Annotated in this window: 19 protein-coding genes; 17 read left to right on the forward strand and 2 right to left on the reverse strand. The window is 61.8% G+C overall.

The features are described from left to right. Window positions 1-13: 13 nt before the first annotated feature. The 8 genes from tsaB to AC097P_RS05240 all read left to right on the forward strand — a co-directional run bounded on the left by tsaB (window position 14) and on the right by AC097P_RS05240 (window position 7876). Window positions 14-781, forward strand: a complete 768-nt coding sequence (gene tsaB / locus AC097P_RS05205; protein ID WP_479609292.1) for a tRNA (adenosine(37)-N6)-threonylcarbamoyltransferase complex dimerization subunit type 1 TsaB — start codon at window positions 14-16, stop codon at window positions 779-781. Between the two features lie 12 nt (window positions 782-793). Next, a complete protein-coding gene (gene rimI, locus AC097P_RS05210) occupies window positions 794-1267 on the forward strand; it encodes a ribosomal protein S18-alanine N-acetyltransferase (protein ID WP_479609293.1) in 474 nt (157 codons plus the stop codon). Between the two features lie 15 nt (window positions 1268-1282). After that, entirely contained in the window at window positions 1283-2107 is an 825-nt protein-coding gene (locus tag AC097P_RS05215) for a uracil-DNA glycosylase (RefSeq protein WP_479609294.1), read from the forward strand. A 78-nt stretch (window positions 2108-2185) separates the two neighbouring features. After that, entirely contained in the window at window positions 2186-3022 is an 837-nt protein-coding gene (pyrF, locus tag AC097P_RS05220) for an orotidine-5'-phosphate decarboxylase (protein ID WP_479609295.1), read from the forward strand. 155 nt (window positions 3023-3177) lie between these two features. After that, a complete protein-coding gene (locus AC097P_RS05225; RefSeq protein ID WP_479609296.1) occupies window positions 3178-5019 on the forward strand; it encodes a DUF1800 domain-containing protein in 1842 nt (613 codons plus the stop codon). Between the two features lie 16 nt (window positions 5020-5035). After that, the gene (locus AC097P_RS05230; RefSeq protein ID WP_479609297.1) at window positions 5036-6493 is read left to right on the forward strand and encodes a DUF1501 domain-containing protein; all 1458 of its coding nucleotides are present in this window, start codon (window positions 5036-5038) and stop codon (window positions 6491-6493) included. A gap of 58 nt (window positions 6494-6551) precedes the next feature. Next, window positions 6552-7253 (forward strand): glutathione S-transferase family protein, encoded by a 702-nt coding sequence (locus AC097P_RS05235; protein WP_479609298.1) that lies wholly within the window; start codon window positions 6552-6554, stop codon window positions 7251-7253. A 2-nt stretch (window positions 7254-7255) separates the two neighbouring features. Next, window positions 7256-7876, forward strand: coding sequence for a glutathione S-transferase family protein (locus AC097P_RS05240; protein WP_479609299.1), 621 nt, complete (start codon window positions 7256-7258; stop codon window positions 7874-7876). 90 nt (window positions 7877-7966) lie between these two features. Here AC097P_RS05240 and AC097P_RS05245 read toward each other — a convergent pair whose 3' ends face one another. After that, entirely contained in the window at window positions 7967-10783 is a 2817-nt protein-coding gene (locus AC097P_RS05245; RefSeq protein ID WP_479609300.1) for an ATP-binding protein, read from the reverse strand. A gap of 107 nt (window positions 10784-10890) precedes the next feature. Next, a complete protein-coding gene (gene uvrA / locus AC097P_RS05250; protein ID WP_479609301.1) occupies window positions 10891-13950 on the reverse strand; it encodes an excinuclease ABC subunit UvrA in 3060 nt (1019 codons plus the stop codon). Window positions 13951-14092: 142 nt separating this feature from the next. Between uvrA and ssb the strand changes: the two genes are divergently transcribed. From ssb to AC097P_RS05295, 9 genes are all read left to right on the forward strand, one after another. Next, a complete protein-coding gene (gene ssb / locus AC097P_RS05255; protein ID WP_479609302.1) occupies window positions 14093-14596 on the forward strand; it encodes a single-stranded DNA-binding protein in 504 nt (167 codons plus the stop codon). A 46-nt stretch (window positions 14597-14642) separates the two neighbouring features. Continuing rightward, window positions 14643-15686, forward strand: a complete 1044-nt coding sequence (locus AC097P_RS05260) for a TIGR03790 family protein (RefSeq protein WP_479609303.1) — start codon at window positions 14643-14645, stop codon at window positions 15684-15686. Between the two features lie 23 nt (window positions 15687-15709). Next, window positions 15710-16270 carry a hypothetical protein gene (locus AC097P_RS05265; RefSeq protein ID WP_479609304.1) on the forward strand — a complete coding sequence of 187 codons (561 nt, stop codon included), beginning with the start codon at window positions 15710-15712 and terminating at the stop codon, window positions 16268-16270. A 46-nt stretch (window positions 16271-16316) separates the two neighbouring features. Beyond that, on the forward strand, window positions 16317-17216 hold the full coding sequence (gene xrtB, locus AC097P_RS05270) for an exosortase B (protein ID WP_479609305.1): 900 nt from the start codon (window positions 16317-16319) through the stop codon (window positions 17214-17216). Further along, the gene (gene epsI, locus AC097P_RS05275; RefSeq protein ID WP_479609306.1) at window positions 17213-17908 is read left to right on the forward strand and encodes an exosortase-associated protein EpsI, B-type; all 696 of its coding nucleotides are present in this window, start codon (window positions 17213-17215) and stop codon (window positions 17906-17908) included. Before xrtB ends, epsI begins: the two co-directional genes overlap by 4 nt. A 103-nt stretch (window positions 17909-18011) precedes the next feature. Further along, window positions 18012-18632 carry a PEP-CTERM sorting domain-containing protein gene (locus tag AC097P_RS05280; protein WP_479609307.1) on the forward strand — a complete coding sequence of 207 codons (621 nt, stop codon included), beginning with the start codon at window positions 18012-18014 and terminating at the stop codon, window positions 18630-18632. Window positions 18633-18754: 122 nt separating this feature from the next. After that, on the forward strand, window positions 18755-19567 hold the full coding sequence (gene epsA / locus AC097P_RS05285) for an XrtB/PEP-CTERM-associated transcriptional regulator EpsA (protein WP_479609308.1): 813 nt from the start codon (window positions 18755-18757) through the stop codon (window positions 19565-19567). Then, a complete protein-coding gene (locus tag AC097P_RS05290; RefSeq protein WP_479609309.1) occupies window positions 19560-20981 on the forward strand; it encodes an undecaprenyl-phosphate glucose phosphotransferase in 1422 nt (473 codons plus the stop codon). Before epsA ends, AC097P_RS05290 begins: the two co-directional genes overlap by 8 nt. A gap of 78 nt (window positions 20982-21059) precedes the next feature. Continuing rightward, window positions 21060-21572, forward strand: coding sequence for a cyclic nucleotide-binding domain-containing protein (locus AC097P_RS05295; protein WP_479609310.1), 513 nt, complete (start codon window positions 21060-21062; stop codon window positions 21570-21572). Window positions 21573-21580: the final 8 nt, after the last annotated feature.

Consider the following 21580-nt stretch of genomic DNA (forward strand, 5'->3'; position numbering starts at 1 on the left):
ATAGGCGCAAACCATGAATCTGCTGGCCTTTGACACCGGGACCGAGGTGCTGTCGATTGCCGTCTGCCGCACGCAGGGCGGGCAGGTGCAGCAGTGGCAGCACACGTCGAGCGGCGGTGCCAAGGCGTCTACCGATCTGATACCGGCGATTCTGGGCCTTTTGCAGCAGGCCGGTTTGCGGTTGCGGGAGCTGGATGCCATCTGCTTTGGCAGCGGCCCGGGTTCGTTCACTGGCCTGCGCACCGCGTGCTCGGTGGCCCAGGGCCTGGCATTTGGCGCTGGCGTGCCGGTGCTGGCCGTGGACTCGCTACTGGCCGTGGCCGAAGAAGCGCGGTACACGGCGTTGGCCGCGCAGGCCACCGGTGTCGTCACGGCCCTGTTGGACGCCCGCATGGACGAGATGTACTGTGCCAGCTACGCCTTTGCTGCTGGCCAGTGGACGGAGCTGCGCGGCAGCCACCTGGTGCAACCCGAGCAATTGCTGCGCGCCCAGGCCGAGCCGGGTCTGTCGCAAGCGCCGTGGTTGCTGGCCGGCAACGTATTTGCCGTCTACGGCGAGCGGGTGGCCGCGCAGGATCCGGCCGCCGCTGCGGCACAGCGCATCTCCGCGCTGCCCACTGCCACGGCCATGCTGCGCCTGGCGCCGGCGCTGCTGGCTGCCGGCAGGGGAGTGCCGGCCGAGCAGGCGCTGCCCAGCTATATCCGCGACAAGGTGGCCAAGACCACGGCTGAGCGCATGGCAGAGAAGGCAGCCGCGCACGCTGCCGCTGCTGGCAACTGACTGCGCGTGCTCATGCGCAGTACCAGCCCCACGGCCGTCGAGGTCCGGTTCGAGCCCTTGCATGCCGACCGGGTCGATGCGGTGATGCAGATTGAGCAGCGCGCCTACGCCCATCCGTGGAACCGCCCCCATTTTGTCGATGCGTTGCAGTCGGGCTACCAGGCCCAGGTGCTGCTGGCCGACACGACCGTACTGGGCTACTTTGTGGCCATGGAAGGCGTGGAAGAGGTGCACCTGCTGAACATCACGGTGGCGCCGGAGTTCCAGCGCCAGGGCTGGTCGCGCGTCATGCTGGACGCGCTGACGCTGTGGGCGCGCGGGCGCGAAGCGCAGTGGCTGTGGCTGGAGGTACGCGTAGGCAACACCCGCGCGATGCACGTCTACGAGGCCCAAGGCTATGCCCGCGTCGGCGTGCGCAAAGACTATTACCCTGCGGGACACGGCAAACGCGAAGACGCGGTCGTCATGGGCCTCAAGCTGGTCTAAATCCATAATCACACCATGAGCCTAGACCTCGACGACCGCCAACGCGCCATGCTGCAGGAGATGGGTGTGCGCGTGTGGCTGCCGCAGACCGAGGCTGTTGTGCCCGAGCAGGCGCGGACCAGCCCACCTGCGCCTGCGGCACCCCGCACCGCACCGCCTGTTGCGCCCCCGCCATCGCCTGCCCGTGCGGGCGACGGGTACCCCAATGGCCGCCCCGTTGCGGCGCTGGTGCCGGGCGAGGCCTTGGCCCTGCAGTCTGCGAACGCGGCAGATTTGCGCGCTGCGGCCGCCGCCTGCCAAGCCTGCGGCCTGTGCGCCGGGCGCAAACACAGCACGCTGCAGATGCCGGACACCGCGCTGCAGGCCGACTGGCTGGTACTGGGCGACCCACCCGATGAAGACGAAGACCGCCTGGGCCAGCCCTTTGTGGAGCAGGCGGGCTTGCTGCTGGACAACATGCTGAAGGCGGTGGGTGCCAGCCGGGGCGGACAGGGTCGCCAGGGCGCATACCTCAGCAACGTGGTCAAGTGCCGCCCGCCGATGGGGCGCCTGCCGCAGCCGGCAGAACTGGCCCAGTGCGCACAGTTCCTGCAGCGCGAAATGGCCCTGGTGCAGCCCAAGCTCATCCTGGCCATGGGCCGTTTTGCCGCGCAGCTGGCGCTGGAGGAGCACCCAACCGAGGCCGCGCTGCCCTTGGGCAAACAGCGCGGCAAGGTCTACAGCTACCGGGGCATTCCCGTCATCGTCAGCTACCACCCCAGGTCCTTGCTGCGCGCCAGCGTCGACAAGGCAAAGGCCTGGGCCGACCTGTGCTTGGGGATGGATGTGCTTGAAGGCTAGATTACTGCCGGCGCGGATTTGCTCCCCCTCCCTCCACCGCTGCGCGGGTCGCTGGGCGGCCTCCCTACAATAAGGCCCATGACTTTTCTAGACCAGCTGCGCACAGCCGAGCGCCAAAACGGTTCCTTGTTGTGTGTGGGTCTGGACCCGGACCCTGCCAAATTCCCCGACCAGTACCGCGGCGATGCCAGCCGCATCTATGACTTCTGCGCGGCCATCATCGATGCCACGGCCGATGTGGCCATGGCCTTCAAACCCCAAATCGCCTACTTTGCTGCGCACCGTGCCGAAGCCCAGCTGGAGCGACTGATTGCCCACATGCGCAGCGCCGCACCCCATGTGCCAGTCATCCTGGACGCCAAGCGTGGCGACATCGGCAGCACGGCCGAGCAGTATGCGATCGAAGCCTTCGAGCGCTACGGTGCAGACGCCGTCACGCTGTCACCGTTCATGGGTTTTGACTCCGTGGCGCCCTATCTGAAGTACCACGGCAAGGGCGCCTTCCTGCTGTGCCGCACCTCCAACCCTGGCGGTGACGATTTGCAGTCGCAGCGCCTGGCATCGGTCGACGGCCAGCCCCTGCTGTACGAGCATATTGCCCGCCTGGCCCAAGGCCCGTGGAACCTCAATGGCCAACTGGGCCTGGTGGTCGGGGCCACCTATCCGGCCGAGATCGAACGCGTGCGTGCCCTGGCACCCACGCTGCCACTGCTGATACCCGGCGTCGGCGCACAGGGGGGCGATGCGGCCGCCACCGTCAAGGCGGGCTGGCGCAGTGCCGACGGGCAGACCACGGCGCCTGTCGTTGTGAACTCATCGCGGGCCATTTTGTACGCATCCTCGGGGGCCGACTTCGCCCGTGCCGCCCGGGCGGAAGCCTTGCGCACCCGCGAACTGCTGCAAGCGTCGCGCTAGCCTGCGCAGCCCACGCCGGCGAAACTCGGGGGCGGGTAAACCCTTGGGAGTGTTTACACGCCGTAACACTTGCGCAGTCTGACCGAGCTTTTGTAAGGTTTACCGATCAGAGAATCTCGCTAAGCTGCACCTCTACAGTAACAGGTGCGAAAACTATGCGTGTCACAGATCTGGCCGATTGCGAACCGGCCGTCGCGGCGGACAGCCCCGCCATCAACCCCGAAAAATTGACCCCGGCCCTGGCCGCTGCTGCCCTGCTGGCGGCGTGCGGTGGTGGCGGTAGCGGCGGGAGCGGTGCGACGACGGGGCCCAGCTCTTCGCCGACAGCCACGACTGCCGCGCCGCCTGCCCCCACCTACACCATGGCCGCAAGCGACGAAGACGCAGCGCGTTTTCTGCTGCAAGCGCAGTTTTCTGCATCGGACGCGGATATTGCCGCAGTGCGCAGCAAGTCTTATGCGGTCTGGCTGAACGAGCAGTTTGCAGCGGCCCCCAGCACCTCCGCCTACGACTGGTTGAACCTGCGCGGCTACGGCACCATCAATAGCGCCACCAATTTCTACGACAACAGCTACCCCGGTGATTACGCCCTTTGGAACCAGCTGATGACGTCCAGCGACGCAGTGCGCAAACGCATGACGCTTGCACTGTCCGAATTCTTTGTCCTGTCGCTGTCGGGGCTGGATTTTTCGTGGCGCAGCCACGCAATTGCCTATTGGTGGGACATGCTCAGCTCCCAGGCCACGGGAAACTTCCGCAACCTGCTGCAGGACGTGACGCTGAACGCTGCGATGGGGTACTACCTGAACACCAAGGGAAACCTCAAAGAGAATCCGGCTACCGGTCGTGCGCCAGACGAGAACTACGGCCGCGAGGTGATGCAGTTGTTCACGCTGGGCGTCTACCAGCTCAACAACGATGGCACCGTGAAAAAAGACGCCAGCGGCAACAAGCTGGAAACCTATACGCAGAGCGATGTCACCAATATCGCTCGCGTATTTACCGGATGGGATTTCGACCAGACACAAAACGTCTTCACGCTGGAGCCGGTAAACAACCGCAACATCCCCAACACGGTATTTACGCGCGTTCCGATGCGCCTGACACCGAGTAACCATTCCACACTGGCGGCCAGCTTTCTCGGCGCTACGGTTCCAGCGGGCACCGATGGTGTCGCAGCGTTGAAGATCGCGCTGGACACGCTGTTTAACCACCCCAATGTCGGACCGTTCTTTGGCAAGCAGATGATCCAGCGACTGGTCACAAGCAATCCCAGTCCGGCGTATGTGGAACGTGTGGCGCGCGCTTTCAACAACAACGGAGCGGGCGTACGAGGCGATTTGAAAGCGGTGTTCTCTGCTGTCCTGCTGGACGAAGAGGCACGCAGCCCGGCGGGCCTGACGCAAAACGGTTTTGGCAAGCTGCGCGAACCCATCGTGCGCCTGGTGCAGTGGGGCCGCACCTTTGGCATCAATTCTGCGCGCGGCAGCTGGAAGATCGGGGATCTCAGCAACCCGGCCACGCAGATTGGCCAGAGTCCGTTGCGCTCTCCCAGTGTTTTCAATTTTTTCCGGCCCGGCTATGTGCCGCCCAGCACCGCTTTAAGCGCTAGCCAGACACCGGCGCCAGAGTTTCAGTTGGTCAACGAAAGCAGTGTTGGCGGCTACCTGAACGCGATGCAGACCACGATACGCAGTGGCATCTTTGTCAACGCGCCCGACTTGCCGCAGAGCACGAGCAATGCGACCAATGGCTATGACATCACGGCCACCTACACGGCCGAGTTGGCTCTGGTGCTGGACGCTGCAGCTCTGGTCAAGCGTCTGAATTTGCTGCTGTGCGCGGGGCAGATGTCGGCCGCCACGCAAACCCTGATTGTCAATGCGCTCAACGCCACCCCTGTCACTGCCACGAGCTCGGACAGCGTCAAGCGCGACCGCGTGGCCGCCGCCGTGTTGATGGTCATGGCGTCCAGTGAATACCTCATCCAAAAATAGTGAAATAGGAAGCGCCATGCATTTGCTTGACTCCGACAAACACACGCGCCGCGCATTTCTGCGGCGTAGCGGCCAGCTGGCCCTGAGCGGCACGGCTCTGCCCTTTGCATTGAATCTGGCCGCCATGGGCGAGGCTGCGGCATTTGAGGCCACCGATTACAAGGCTTTGGTGTGCGTGTTCTTTTACGGCGGTAACGACTATGCCAACACCGTCGTCACCTACGACGATCCCAGCTACAACCAGTACAGCACCATCCGTGGGGGGGGCTTCGGGCAGACGGCTGGGGGGATCGCGCTGGCCAAGTCCGCGCTGGGCGCCACGCTGCTGAACCCGACCACAGCGCTGCCGGGTGGGCGCCAGTACGCGTTGCACCCGTCGATGACCGGCCTTGCCAATCTGTTCAATAGCGGCAAGGCCGCAGTACAGCTGAACGTAGGCCCACTGGTGGCGCCGCTGACCAAGGCGCAGTATTTAGGCTCGGATCGCGTCAACTTCCCGCTACCCCCTAAACTGTTTTCGCACAACGACCAGCAGTCCATCTGGCAATCCTCGTCTCCCGAAGGCTCCACCACCGGTTGGGGTGGCAATATAGGCGACCTGGCCTTGTCGGGCAACGGCAACTCGCTGTTCACCTGCATCAATGTGACTGGCAACGCGGTATTTTTGTCGGGTGCCAGTGCGCTTTCTTACCAGGTCAGCAGCAACGGCGCCGTGCCCATCAATGCGGTGAAGAACAATGTATACGGCTCCAGCGCAGTCAAGACGGCCCTGGCCGGCCTGGTGCAGCAGCCGCGCACCCATACGCTGGAGAACGAATACAACCGGGTCACGGCGCGGGCCATTGGTGCGGAGGCGCAGATCTCTACCGGCCTGGCCGCGTCGACGATTGCCACACCGTTTCCTACCGGCAATTCGCTGGCCGATCAGCTCAAGCTGGTGGCGCGGTTGATCGGTGCGCGCAATGGCCTGGGAGCCAAGCGCCAGGTATTCCTGGTGTCGCTGGGCGGCTTTGATTTGCACGATAACCTGATCACGCAACAGCCCATTTTGATGGGCAAGGTCAGCGAGGCGTTGAGCGCGTTTTACAACGCCACCTTGGAGTTGGGCGTTGCCAACAACGTCACAGCATTCACAGCCTCGGATTTTGGTCGCACGCTGACATCGAATGGTGATGGTTCGGACCACGGGTGGGGCAGCCACCACCTGATGGTCGGTGGCGCGGTCCGCGGCGCAGCGTTCTACGGTACGGCGCCACCGGTCAGTGTGTCCAACACCGCCGCGGCGCAGGATCAGTGGCACGTAGGCCAAGGGCGCCTGCTGCCCACCACGTCTGTAGACCAGTATGCGGCCACGCTGGCCCGCTGGTTTGGTGTAGCCGATAGCGAGTTGGCCAGCATCCTGCCCAATCTGCGGCGTTTCGGCGTTGCAGGGGGCCGGCCCGATTACCCGACGAACCTGGGCTTCTTGGGCTGATGCCGAGCTAGCCCCCACGCTGCGCCGCTGAGCGGGTCGCTGCCCCATAATGGGCCGCATGATTGATCTCTACACCGCTGCCACGCCCAACGGGCACAAAATCTCTATCGCGCTGGAAGAGCTGGCGCTGCCGTACACGCTGAAGGTGCTAGACCTGAGCAAGGGCGAGCAGAAATTGCCCGCGTATCTGGCGATTTGCCCCAATGGCCGCATCCCTGCCGTCGTGGACCGCGGGGCGGATGACTTCGCCGTTTTCGAATCCGGCGCCATCCTTATCTACCTGGCAGAAAAGACCGGGCAGCTGATGCCGCACGACGCCAAAGGCCGCTCCCGCGTGCTGCAGTGGCTGATGTTCCAGATGGGTGGCGTGGGTCCGATGATGGGCCAGGCAAATGTGTTCCACCGTTACTTCCCCGAAAAGATACCCGCCGCGATCGACCGTTACCAGGGTGAGTCCAAGCGCTTGTTCCGCGTGCTGGACGGCCACCTGAAGGACCACGAGTACCTGGCAGGCGACTATTCCATTGCCGACATCGCCAACTGGGCCTGGGTGCGCACCCACCGCTGGTCCGGCGTGGAGGTGGACGACTTGCCCCACCTGCAGCGCTGGCTGTCGGCCATCCGGTCGCGGCCTGCGGTACAAAGAGGCATAGAAAACCCGCCATCCCCGGTACGCGACAGCGAGGAAAAAGCCAAGCAATTCTCCGAGGCTGCGCGCAACATGGTCGAGATGGGACAGTCCCGCACGTCTGGGGTCTGAGCATGAAGCTGTACTACGCGCCCGGTGCGCCCAGCCCTCGCCGCGTGCTGGCGTTCATGGCCGAGAAGGCCATCACCGGCATTGATCTCGTGACGGTAGACCTGAACGCCCAGGAGCACAAGGGCGAGGCCTACCGCGCCCTGAGCCCTTTGGCCAAGGTGCCGGCGCTGGAGCTGGACGACGGCCGCGTGCTGACCGAGACCCGCGCCATTTGCACCTACCTAGAAGGCCTGTACCCCCAGCCCAATTTGATGGGCGTCGATGCCGAGGAGCGTGCGTTCATAGAGATGGCGGACCGGCGTGCCGAGTTGTACCTGCTGGCTGGCATTGCCAATACGGTACGCCACACGCACCCGGGGCTGGCGCCGCTGGAGCAGCCGCAGTTTCCGGAGTTTGGCCAATCGCAGGCTCACAAGGTGCGCGAGGTGGCGGCCTGGTTTGATACGGTGCTGCAGCACCAGCCGTGGCTGGCGGGGAATCGCTTCACGATTGCTGACATCACGGCATTTTGCGCCATCGAATTTGCCCGCCTGATGAAGTTTCACCCCGGGCGCGAGGGTATGGCCGCGTTGCAGGCCTGGCGCGACCGGGTGGCCGACCGCCCCAGTATTGCAAGCAAGTGAAGGCAACAGCAAATCCGCGCCGGGCTGCCCCAGCGGACTTAGCCCCTAGAGGGGGTAGCGACCCGCGCAGCGGCGCGTGGGGGCTCCCATCTAAGCCAGGTGCCGGTTGTCCTCCGGGTGGTGGGGAGCGATCAGCGGCAGGCGCAGCACAAAGCAGCTGCCCTCACCCGGCGTGCTTTCCACCTCCAGTTCACCGCCAAACAGCGACGTGACGATGTTGTAGCTGATGGACATGCCCAGGCCGCTACCGCCTTGGCCGAGCTTGGTCGTGAAGAACGGGTCAAAGATACGCTTCAAATTCTCGACCGCTATGCCGACACCGTCGTCGCTGAAACGTATTTCCACCAAAATATTGCGCACCAGCTGTGCCTGCAGCCGCATTGCGCCACCGCGGCGCGAGCCAAAGGCATGCAGCGTGGCATTGTTGATCAGGTTGGTCAGGACCTGGCCATAGGGCCCGGGGTAGCCGTCCAATACGATGCCATCCGCGATATCCATTTCGAGCTTATGGCCCGCCACCTGGATGCTCCGTTGTAGTGTGGCGACCACCTCCTGGCTGGTGCGCAGCAGGTCAAAAGTGCGCCGCTGTTCCGTGGCGCGGTCCACCGCCACCTGCTTGAAGCTTTGCACCAGTTCGCCGGCGGAACGCAGGCCGCGGGTCACCAGTTCCAGACCCTCGTGGCAAGATGAGATGTAGTCGGTCAGGGTGCTGCGGCGCATGCTACCGCTGGCGGCTGCGGCTTCCAGCGCGCGGGTGTTTTCCTGCAAGGTGGTGGCAGTGAGCAAACTATTGCCGATGGGGGTGTTGAGCTCATGGGCGACACCTGCCACCAGGGATCCCAGCGCCGCCAGTTTCTCGTGCACGACCAGTTGGTCCTTGGCATCGCGCAGGTGGGTGTAGGCCATCGCGTTGTCCAGGCCGATGGCGGTGTAGGCGCACAGCGTTCGGAACACCAGTCGCTCATTTTCGGCATAGGCATTGGCACGGGTGGACTGTATCGTCATGACACCGAGCACGCGGTCGGCGATTGTCAGCGGTGCGAACAGCGCGCTCAAAGTGACCAGCGTGCCCGGCACATAGTTGGGTAGCTGCGCGGGATTCGTAAAGTCGATCAGCAGTTCGCGGCGCTCGCGCACGCAGCGCGCACAAAACGAATGGGGGTCATCAAGCAACAACTGGTCGGCGCTCAGGCGCTGGCCTTCTTCCACGTCGTAGACCGACGTGAGGCCTTGTCCGTCTGCATCCATCAGATAAATGGAGAAGCTGGAAGCATCCAGCAGGCCGTGCATATGGCGTTCGATCACACCAAAGACATGTTCCTTGTCCAACTGCGACGTGATCTCCTGGCCAATGGCGCCGAGCAGCTTCAGCGTGTCGCTGCTTTGCTGTAATACCGCGGCGCGCCGGGTCTCGGCCTCAGCCTGGCGACGGTGGAAGTCGCTCTCGGCACGGGCCCGCTCTGTGTCCATGCGGACCTGCATCGCGGTCGCGCGGTTGGACGCTTCCTGGTTCAGCACGCGCTCACGGGCCGCACCGGCCAGCACGGCATGCTGGTAGGCCTCGGCATGTCGGCCCGCCTGGGCATATTCTTCGGCGACGGCCAACAGCAGGTCGCTGGGGATCAGATAGCCCTCCACCTTGCGTGCGGTGGCCAGGGCCTGCTCCAGGCATTCCATCGCCGCCACGCGGTTACCCCGGTAGGCGTGGATACGCGCCAGCAGGCGCTTTGCGCTGACCTCCAGGATTGCGGCGCCCTGGTGTTGTGCCATGCGCAATGCCGCGGTCACGGTTTCTTCGGCCTCGGTGTCGTCACGCAATTGCAGCAGCGCGCTGGCAACGCCAGTCTGGGCTTCTATCAACTGGTCGGTCTGGCCCAGGTGTTGTGCACGGGCGACCTGCTGGCGGAACAGTCCCAGCGCGCGGGGATAGTCGCCCCGTTTTTGCGCCAGTTCGCCCAGTGACGCCAATACGGCGCCGTAGTTGCGCGAATTGCGCAGCGGCGCGTAGATCTGTACGGCCTCGTCGAGCATGGATTGGGCCGCGTCCAGGCGCCCCATGGCGCCCATGATTTCGGCCATCTGGTGCAGGCAAGGCCCCAGCGCGACGGCCCAGCCTGTGGTGCGTGCCAGGTCCAGACCGCGCTGCAGACACTCCAGCGCCGCGTCGTGGTCGTTGAGCGCTTCGTAGGTGTTACCAGTGTTGACTGCCGCCACCACGGCAACCAGCAATTGGCCGGACTGGCTGGCCGCCTCGAAGGCCTTGTCGAATTGCACGACTGCTCGGGCGAAGTTGCCGGTGCTGTAGTCGCGCGTGGCGAAGTAGGAGTGGATGCTGGCCGCAACGCTGGCGTGCATGCCGCTGGTGTCGTCGGCAAACCGCTGTCCCCACACCAGGTTGCTCTGGCGTACATCGCGCAGCACCGCGTAGCGTGCGCGGTTGGCCTCGAAATAGTCGACGCGTTGCTGGTCAGTACAGCGTGCAGCGTGGTCCGCAGCCGCGGCCAGGCACCGGTCGCGCTGCGGAAGGTCGCCGGTGCCAGAATGCACGGCGGCCAAAATGCCATGGGCATCGGCGCAACCTGTGGGGTCGTCAATGGCGTTGAAAACGGCGAGTGCGTCGTGCGCGGTCCTGAGGGCCAGGTCAAAGTCGGATAGCATGCAATGTGTTTCGGCATCCACCAGGTCCAGCCGGGCTAGCAGCCGCTGTACCTCCTGGGGTGCCACCACCGATTGCGCGGCCAACAGTGCACGGGCCTTGCCGGCCAGCGCACAGGCCCGCACATTGTCTTGTTGGCGCAAATACCAGGCCAGTGTGACCTGGGTTTGCAGATCTTCGTCCGGCACACGCGCGCTTTCGAGTAGCCGTGCCAGGCGGTCGACCTCGACGTTGTGCTCAAACAAAAGCATGGAGGGGTGGCTGTTGATTCCAGGTACTGGCTCGCATCGTAATGCGCCCGGCGGCCACTGCACAATAGCACGGAAGCCGCAGAACGCCGTCTGCGCGCTGGCAGTGGCTACAGCAAGCGCTGTAAATAGCGTCCGGTATGGCTGGCCGGGTTGGCCGCGATGTCTTCGGGGGTACCGACCCCCAGCACGGTGCCACCGCCGGACCCGCCTTCGGGGCCCATGTCAATCAGCCAGTCGGCAGTCTTGATGACGTCCAGGTTGTGCTCGATGACCACAATGGTGTTGCCCGCGTCGCGCAACTGGTGCAAGACTTTGAGCAGCAGGTCGATGTCGGCAAAGTGCAGGCCGGTCGTGGGTTCGTCCAGGATGTACAGCGTGCGGCCGGTGTCGCGTTTGGAAAGTTCCAACGCCAGCTTGACGCGTTGCGCCTCGCCGCCGGACAACGTGGTCGCGGCCTGGCCCAGCTTGATATAGCTCAGGCCCACATCCAGCAGGGTTTGCAGCTTGCGCGAGATGGTGGGCACGGCCTGCAGAAACTCATAAGCCGCCTCGACGGTGAGGTCCAATATTTGTGCAATGTTCTTGCCCTTGTACACCACCTCCAGCGTCTCGCGGTTGTAGCGCATGCCGGCGCAGACATCGCAGGGCACATACACGTCGGGCAGAAAGTGCATCTCCACCTTGACCATGCCGTCGCCCTGGCACGCCTCGCAGCGGCCACCGGCCACATTGAAAGAAAAGCGCCCGGGGCCATAGCCACGTTCGCGCGCAGTCGGCACCTCGGCCATCAGCTCGCGTATCGGTGTAAATAGCCCGGTGTAAGTGGCGGGGTTGCTGCGCGGTGTGCGGCCAATGGGTGACTGGTCCACGTTGATGACCTTGTCGAAGTGCTCGATGCCTTCGATGGCCGTGTGCGGTGCCGGCTCGTCATGGGCGCGGTAGATGGTGCGGGCAACGGCGGCGTACAGCGTGTCGTTGACCAGCGTGGATTTGCCCGAACCCGAGACACCGGTCACGCAGGTGAACAGTCCGACCGGAAAGTCCACCGTCACGTCTTTGAGGTTGTGGCCGCTCGCGCCCACCACCCGCAGCCTTTGCAGATCGCCCTGTGTGGCCAGGTGCTGCGCCTCGCGTTCGGCACGCCGCACCGCGGCCGGGCTGGGTACATAGCGCTGCCCCTTGTCTGCAGGTTTGTAGGGTTGGGCGATGACCGTGGGTAGCCACGGTGTGCGGCGTTTCGGCACCGCGATTTTCAGCGCCTGTGCCAGGTACTGGCCGGTCAGCGACTTGGTGTTGGAGACAATGGCGTCAAAGTCGCCCTGTGCAATGACATGCCCGCCGTGCACACCAGCCCCCAGGCCCATGTCGATGATGTGGTCGGCGGCGCGCATCATGTCTTCGTCATGTTCCACGACCAGCACACTGTTGCCGATATCGCGTAGGTGTTTCAGCGTGTCGATCAGGCGGTCGTTGTCGCGCTGGTGCAGGCCAATGCTGGGCTCGTCCAGTACATACATCACACCGGTCAGGCCGGAGCCGATTTGCGATGCCAGGCGTATGCGTTGCGACTCCCCACCGCTGAGCGTCTCGGCGCTGCGGTCCAGGCTGAGGTAGTTGAGGCCCACGTCGTTCAGAAACTTCAGGCGCAAGCCAATCTCGCGCACCACCTTGGCTGCGATATCGCCCTTGGCACCGTGCATGGTCAGCGTCTGAAAATAGGCAAAACTTTCGCGCAGCGTGGACCGACTGATTTCGAAAATGGCCCGGGCCTGGTCGCCCTCGCCTATCTTCACGTGGCGGGCCTCGAGCCGCAGGCGTGAGCCGAGGCAGGACTGGCATGGCTGGGTGCTGCGGTAGCGCGACAGGTCTTCGCGCACCAGCGCCGAGTCGGTCTCGCGGTAGCGCCGCGCCATGTTGGGCACGATGCCTTCGAACGGGTGCTTCTTGGTCAGCTTCTTGCCTTGCGAGGCGCCGGAATCCATCACGTAGCTGAACTTGATGTCCTCTTCACCCGAACCGTGCAGGATGGCCTGCTGCACTGCTTCGGGCAGCGATTCAAACGGGGCGTCGATGTCAAACTTGTAATGCTTGGCCAGGCTCTCCAGCATCGAGAAGTAGTAGCCATTGCGCCGGTCCCAGCCCTTGATGGCACCGCTGGCCAGGCTGAGTGTGGGGAAGGCGACAACCCGCGCCGGGTCAAAAAAGTCCTGCTGGCCCAGGCCGTCGCAACTGGGGCAGGCGCCTACCGGTGAGTTGAACGAAAACAGCCGAGGCTCCAGCTCGCTGATGGAATAGCTGCAGACAGGGCAGGCGAATTTGGCATTGAACAAATGCTCTTTCGGGCTGTAGCCCTCGCCAGATGTGCGTAAGGCGCTATCATTTTCGACATTCTCTGTGCCGCTTGATGTGTCCATCTCCAGCGCTATGGCGCGGCCATTGGCCAGGCGCAGTGCGGCCTCAAAGCTTTCGGCCAGGCGCTGTTGCAACTCGGGTCGCACCTTGATGCGGTCGATGACGACATCAATGTCGTGCTTCTCGGTCTTCTTCAGCGTGGGCAGTTCGTCGAATTCATAGGTCTTGCCGTTGACGCGAAAGCGCACGTAGCCCTGGGCCTGCATCTCGGCAAACACGTCCAGAAATTCGCCCTTCTTCTCGCGCGCCACCGGCGCCAGGATCATCAGCCGCGTATCCACGGGCAGGGCCAGCACGGCGTCCACCATCTGGCTGACGGTCTGGCTTTGCAGCGCCAAGCCGTGGTCGGGGCAGTAGGGCGTGCCCGCGCGGGCGAACAGCAGGCGCAGGTAGTCGTGGATCTCGGTCACCGTACCCACCGTGGAGCGCGGGTTGTGGCTGGTGGCCTTTTGCTCGATGGAAATCGCGGGCGACAGGCCTTCGATGACGTCCACGTCAGGCTTGTCCATCAGTTGCAAAAACTGGCGCGCGTAGGTGGACAGGCTTTCCACATAGCGGCGCTGGCCCTCGGCGTACAGCGTGTCAAAGGCCAGGCTGGACTTGCCGGACCCGCTCAAACCCGTGATCACCACCAGTTGGTTGCGCGGGATGTCCAGGTCGATATTCTTCAGGTTGTGGGTGCGCGCACCCCGAATGCTGATGGTTTGCTGCTGCAATGCCCGGGCAAGGTAGGTGCCGTCGGAAGGAGAGTTCAAGGTCGTGGCCCGCGGAAGAGAGAGGAGATGAACGGCGTTTTGGAAAAACCCACCATGATAATGACTGTTGGCCACTTTGGCCTAGCGCTGCCCAAGGCCGGATAAACTCCCGATAAACTGGCTTCAAACCATTAGGAACACCATGGCATCCGTTAACAAAGTCATTCTGGTCGGCAACTTGGGGCGCGACCCCGAAATCCGCTACCTGCCCAGCGGGGAGCCGGTCGCCAATATCACCATCGCCACCAGCAGCAAATACAAGAACAAAACCGGCGAAATGGTCGAAGAGACCGAGTGGCACCGCGTCACCTTCTTTGGCAAGCTGGCTGAGATCGTTGGCCAGTACCTGAAAAAAGGCCGCTCCGTGTACGTGGAGGGCCGCATCAAGACCCGCAAGTACACCGACAAGGATGGCGTCGAGAAGTATGCGACCGACATCATCGCCAATGAAATGCAGATGCTGGGCGGCCGCGAAGGCATGGGCGAACCGGCTGGTGATGACGGTGGTGGCTACGACAGCGCGCCCCCCCGCCGCCCGGCAGCCGCCCCAGCACCCCGCGCCGCCGCAGCTCCGGCTGCGCGCCAGGCACCGGCACCCCGGCCTGCCAGCGGGTTTGACGACATGGACGACGACATCCCGTTCTAATCCGGGTTTGTCTGAGACCTTTGGGTCGAATTCGGCTGTAGCCCTCGTGAAATATGCTTGTTCAGCTACAAAAATAGTAGCATTCGCGTTATGTCTGGGTGTTGTCGGCAGCCCCGCCTGGGCGCAGAGCAGCTCGCGCCTCACCGCGAAAGACCTGGGCCTTGTCATTAACACGGCCGATCCCTACTCGGTCGCGGTCGGCGAATACTATGCGCAGCGCCGCGGCATCACGCCAGACCATGTGTTGCGCGTGGCCCTGCCGGTTAAGTCCAGCCTGAGCGTCGCCGAGTTTGATGCACTGGCCACGCAGGTACGTGAGCACATGGGTCCCCAGGTGCAGGCGCTGGCGCTGGCCTGGGTCGAACCCTACGCTGTCGAGTGCAATTCCATCACGTCGGCCCTGAGTCTGGGTTTCCAGGCATCCGTCTGTGCTAACACCTGTGCGCCCAGTGCGCCGTCACGGCTGTTCGACAGCAGGGCGCGGCGGCCGTGGTCTGACTTGAACGTCAGGCCCTCCATGCTGCTGGCCTCGGGGAGTGTGCACAAGGCCATGGCCATGATCGACCGGGGCATCGCCTCCGACCAGCAGCTTGGCAAGCGTGGCGTGCCCATCGCCGATGCCGTCTTGGTGAGCACTGGTGACGCCGCACGCAATGTGCGGGCGCGGACCTACCCGCCAGCGCGCGCTATGCCGAACCTGGGCTTTCAGATTGTGCGGCGAGACGCGGCCGACACAAAGCCGCTGCACCGCGTGTTTCTGTACCAAACGGGTTTGGTACGTATGGAGGCCCCCGACACGGTACCCTGGCTACCGGGCGCGCTGGCCGACCATTTGACGTCGTTTGGCGGCGTATTGCGCGGCACTGGTGAGCAGATGAGTGCGATGGAGTGGCTGGACGCGGGCGCCACAGCCAGCTATGGCACCGTCAGTGAGCCTTGCAACCACGTACAAAAGTTTCCACATCCCCCAATCTTGCTGGCCCACTACCTGCAAGGGGCAACCGCAATCGAGGCCTACTGGAGCAGCGTGGCTTGGCCGGCACAGGGCGTTTTCATTGGCGAGCCGCTGGCTGCGCCATTTGCGCGGTAGGGCGTGGCAAAGGTGGTTGTCCGATGACCACGGTTGATGATGGTCGCTGGCACCCTGGCATCGGTGACCCCCATGCCATGGGCTGGATCACCGTTGCGGCCTATGCCACCGCCGTGGTGCTGTGCTACCTGTGCCAGCGTCGCTCACCAGCCGGTCCGGAGCACCGATTTTGGATGGGGTTGACGCTGGTCATGTTGGCGCTGGGCGTCAACAAGCAGTTGGACTTGCAAACCTGGTTGACCGAGGTGGGGCGGGATTTGGCCTTGCAGTACGGCTGGTACGCGCAGCGCCGCCTGGTGCAGGCGCTCTTCATAGCGGCAATGGCCCTGGGGGGATTGGGTGTCGGCGCATGGCTGGCGCGCAGGCTTGAAGACCTGGATGTCTACGCCCGCCGAGCGGCTTGCGGTTTGGTCGTCCTGGGTGTATTTGTTCTGGTGAGGGCGGCATCCTTCCACCACGTCGATGTGCTGCTGGGTTTCAGCTGGAACAGCATCGCGATCAACGCCGTGTTGGAGTTGAGCGGCATTGGTGCAATAGTCCATTCGGCTTGGGCGCGCAGGCGTTCCCTTTGCGCAAAGCCTTGATAATCGCGCAACCCATCCATTACTTGCTGTTACAAAAACCGGGCCTATGTCCACTACACCGTTGAACGCCAAAAAAGCGGAGTCCATCTTCCCGCCGGGAGCCGATCTCCTGGTCATGGGCCTGCTGTTGGTGGGCTTTGTAATCCTGTATTTGCCCAGCTACCTGGACGTTGCTCGCACAGTGTGGACCACGGACGAGCAGGGCCACGGGCCCATCATCGTGGCTGTCAGCTTGTGGCTGCTGTACAAGGCCCGCCACCCACTGGCAGCGCTGCCGCCGCATCCTGCCCTGGCCTATGGATTGCCGTTGCTGGTGCTGGGCCTTGTTGCGTATGCCGTTGGTCGCTCGCAGTCTTTCATGATGATGGAGATGGGTTCGCAGATCCTGTTGCTGTGTGCGCTGACATTGTGCTTCCTGGGCAAGCGTGCCCTGCGCATGATCTGGTTCCCGCTGTTCTTCCTGGCTTTTATGACGCCGCTGCCCGAGGTGCTGGTGGCGCAGGTGACGGCACCTTTGAAGTCTGCGGTATCCACGGTGTCGGCCAATCTGCTGTATGCGTTTGGCTACCCCGTCAGCCGTGCCGGCGTCATTCTGAACGTGGGCCAATACCAGTTGCTGGTTGCCGATGCCTGCGCCGGTCTGAATTCCATGTTCACGCTGGAGGCGTTGGGCCTGCTGTACATGAACCTCATGCAGTACACATCGGCAGCACGCAACATCACGCTTAGCATCCTGGTCGTACCCATCGCATTTTTTGCTAACGTCGTGCGGGTGATGATCCTGGTGCTGGTGACCTACCACTATGGTGATGCGGCGGGCCAGGGTTTTGTCCATGGCTTTGCCGGCATGGTCTTATTTCTGGTCGGGCTGGTGTTTGTGTTGGGAACGGACCATATGCTGGGCTGGGTGTTCAAAGAGCCACCCCTGCGCGGAGTGAAGCCATGACTGCTGCACGCTTTCGGGCTTTGCTGGTTTTTGCGGCGATGCTGGCAACCGCTGCGCTGGCCCACTGGGCCACGCCGACGACGCATTTGAGCGATGTGCTTGGCAAACCGGACCTGGAAAAAATTTTCCCCGGTGACTTTGCTGACTGGCGTGTGGATGCGCGTGCCGCGATGATCCTGCCTTCGCCGCAAACCCAGGCCGTTCTGGACAGTATTTACAACCAGACGCTGACGCGTACGTACATCAACGCGGCCGGCGAACGCATCATGTTGTCGGTAGCCTATGGCGGTGACCAATCAGATGCTACCCGCGCACACCTGCCAGAGGTGTGCTATCCGGCTCAGGGTTTTCAGATCACGTCCAATACCCAAAGCGAAATCGTGCTGGCAGACCGTACCGTCAGTACGCGTCTGTTAATGTCCAAGTTGGGTCTGCGCAACGAGCCGATCACCTACTGGCTGGTGGTCGGTGATCAGGTCACTGTCTCCAGAACCGATCAGAAGCTCGCACAGTTTCGTTTGGGCTTAAAAGGCCTGATTCCCGATGGAATGCTGGTGCGCGTGTCCAGTATTGACGAGGATATGGCGCGTGGACACCGGGTTCAGGCTAAATTCCTGGCACAAATGGCGCAAGCCTTGCCCGAATCTGCGCGTGACAGAGTGCTTGGCACACACCGCGTTGCCGGCCATTAGTCCGAACGGACTATTGCGGCGTTGCTGCACCGCAGCGAAAATTAGAACGTTGTCGATGTGTTTTGCACATCTTGTTTTAGCGCAATTTATAAGAGTTACCTGTATGTTTATCAAAAAATCCCTTGCATGTGTCGCGGTTGCCGCATCTGCGTTCACTGCTCACGCCAGCAACCTCGTGGTCAATGGCAGCTTTGAGCAAGTCGCTGCTGGCAACAGCCAAGCCGCTGGTACCTGGAATATCTACAACAGCATCGTGGGCTGGTCGGGTATTCCTAATATCGAAGTTCGCGACAACGTTGCTGGCGTTGCGAAAGAGGGCTCTAACTTCGTCGAACTGGACACCCGTAACAACAGCGGTATGTTCCAGGTTATCGACGGTAACGGCTGGTACACGTTGAGCTTCTGGTTCTCCGCACGTGAGCGCGTTGCGGCAGGCTCCAATGGCATCGGCTTCAATTTTGGTGACCTTTCGGGTCAGGTGCTGACGAGTGTGGCAGGAGCGCCGTCTGGTAATGTATGGCAGCAATACACCGGCTTGGTCAATTTGAATGGACCCACTTCGCTGCTGTTTTATGCAGTCGGCAAGTCTGACGGTCTCGGTGGTTCTTTGGACAATGTTACCGTTACCGCGGCAGTTCCTGAGCCAGAATCCTATGCCATGATGCTCGCCGGCCTGGGCCTGATGGGTACAATGGTTCGCCGTCGAAAGAGCAAAACTGCTTAATCCCTCCGGCCAAACTAAAAAATAGCTTGCCATCGGCAAGCTATTTTTGTTAATGGCTCCACCAAACCCGTCTTCAAGGATTGCGCTAGCGCCCATTTGTTCGCGGCCACATGACCCTCACTATGGCAACTCTCGCTCAAGTCGGCCCTAAGACAGAGGATTTGGTGCGCTATTACGCGCTCATCTCTCAAGTATTTGATGTGCGCCGCCACATTGATCTGATGCACTGGTTGCAGGGTGACGTGCAGCACTTTCTTCCGCACGACATCTTGGTCGCCGCTTGGGGGGATTTTCACCTGGGATTGATCCATTACGACATCGTTTCTGCGATTCCAGGCGTTCGCTCTGAGAATGCGGTAACGGAAGCAATCACGCCACTGTTAACAGGATTGTTCGATCGCTGGATTGCGCAAGACAGAAGACCGTTTTCATTGAAAGTCTGTGAACGCGGTTTTACATGGGACAACGTGGCGACGCCGGGGCCCATTGGAGACGCCATGCGCACCATGCGTTCGAGCCTCATACACGGCATCAATGACCAGCGGGGACGGCACGATTGCCTGTATGTGTTGTTTAGCACCCATGCTCAGCGCCACCGAAATGAGCGGATGGCCCTTAAGTTTATGTTGCCGTATATCGACAACGCGTTGCGGCAAGTGGAGCTATTGCCCAACCAATACTCGGTTGAGAACGCTGTGGCAGCAGAAAGTGTGGGTGTGAGTTCCGATGCAGAGGTTTCCGTCCTGAGTGAGCGGGAAGCTGGAATCATGAAGTGGGTAGCCATGGGGAAAACCAATGGTGAAATCGGCAGCATTTTGGACGTGAGTACCTTCACCGTAAAAAACCATATGCAGCGGATCTTCAAGAAGCTGGACGTACTCAACCGCGCCCAAGCCGTGTCTGCTTTCAGTAATAGCCACAAGCAAGATGCCTGAGAACCAGCACAGCGCGAGCGCGGCCGTCCTGGCTGCGCGCAACGATCCCGGCCCTGTGGGTAAGGACAGCCTGCTTAGCGCGGTCGAGGCCGGGCTTGAGCCCTTTGTGCTCGTATTTGTGCTGTGGGCTATTGCTTTCTACTTCGAAGGCGCTCTCTCAGGCTCCTACCTGATACTGTCCGTCATTGTTTTTTCCGTCTCGTTTCCCGGCACGCCGCGCCTGAACACCCCTGGTTGGCATATGGTGGCCGACGTTCTTACCAGTGCCGTGTGGACCGGAGCGCTGCTTGCGTTCGCCGGTTTTGCTACTGGCTATTACCGAGAGTTTGACCAGCAAGCGCTGCTGGCCTGGCTTGTTATTTCTCCGTTTGCGTTGGTCGGGGCGCAGTTTGCATTCCGGGCTTTCGCGCCCGTCCTGGTGCAGGTGCAAGGTCCACCACAGCGGGCCATCATCGTGGGTATGAACGAGCAGGGCGTCGCGCTGGCGCGCCGTGTTGGTGACACACCCTATTCGCATATCGAGTTGGCCGGTTTCTTTGACGACCGCGACCTCGCACGGCTCGATGTGTCGGGCGAGCTGCGGATCATCGGCGGCCTGCCCGACATACCGGCCTACGTGCGAGACACGGGCGTCAAGCTGATTTATCTGTCATTGCCTATGGCCTCGCAACCTCGCATATTGCAGGTGCTGGATGAGCTGAAGGACACCACTGCATCGATCTTCTTTGTCCCGGACATGTTCATCACAGACCTGATTCAAGGGCGTACGGGTTCTGTATGTGGCATGCCCGTAATCTCGGTCTGTGAAACCCCATTTCGTGGCACCAATGGCACCATCAAGCGTGTCAGTGACATTCTGTTGTCGCTGCTGATCCTGTTATTGGCGTCGCCGGTCTTACTGGGTATCGCGCTGGCCGTCAAATTCAGTTCACCGGGCCCTGTGATCTTCCGCCAGCGCCGCTACGGCCTTGATGGAGAGGAAATCCTGGTCTATAAGTTTCGCTCCATGACTGTTACCGAAGACGGGTCCGTTGTCGCACAGGCGCAAAAAAATGACGCTCGCATCACGCCGCTAGGGAGATTTTTGCGAAAGACTTCCTTGGATGAGCTGCCCCAGTTTATCAATGTGTTGCAGGGCCGCATGAGTATTGTGGGTCCCCGGCCTCACGCCGTGGCCCACAACGAGATGTATCGCAAGTTGATCAAAGGTTACATGGTGCGCCACAAGGTCAAGCCAGGGATCACTGGCTGGGCACAAGTGAATGGGTTCCGAGGTGAGACAGAAACACTGGACAAGATGCAGGGGCGTATTGACTATGACCTGGACTATTTGCGCCACTGGTCGTTGCGCCTGGACTTGTTCATCATCTACAGGACGGTCCGCGTTGTGATGGGTGATCAAAAGGCATATTGATGCATGCACTTCGCATAGCGAGGGCGAATCCTTGCGAGCTCGCTAACTGGAATATTCTGGGTTTTGGAGACAACACATATGAATTCGAATTTTGATCAGCTGTCGCCAGACGCGCAAGCGTTGGGTACTGCGCGCGGCTTTGCTGACGAGTTCGTTGGTGTGCTCAAGAAGCAAAGGGCGATGCAGCACTTCAGCCGGCAAGAGTTGACGTTGTTGGCAGAGTACATGGACTGTTTCGGCGTGGGACGCAAGTCTACAGTGATACATGAAGGTGATGAGGGCCACTTCCTGGCCATTTTGATGACCGGCTCCGCCCAAATCGTAAAGACAAATGAGGGACGCGAAACGGTCGTTCGCGAGCTGAAACCCGGAGAGTTATTTGGTGAAATGTCGATGATTGATGGCGAGCGCCGTGTTGCCAATTGCATAACCAAAGAGCCTAGCGATTTTGCTTTTCTGACACACCAAAAACTCAACGATATGCTGGCGGATCACCCACGTCTGGGAAATAAGTTTTTGCTGATGTTGTTGGGCTTGACTGCTGCACGCCTGCGTCAGGCGCTGCATGTTGCCCCCGCCCTTGCCGAATGAAACTACAC

This window comes from Rhodoferax sp. ZS1R8 (assembly GCF_056521325.1).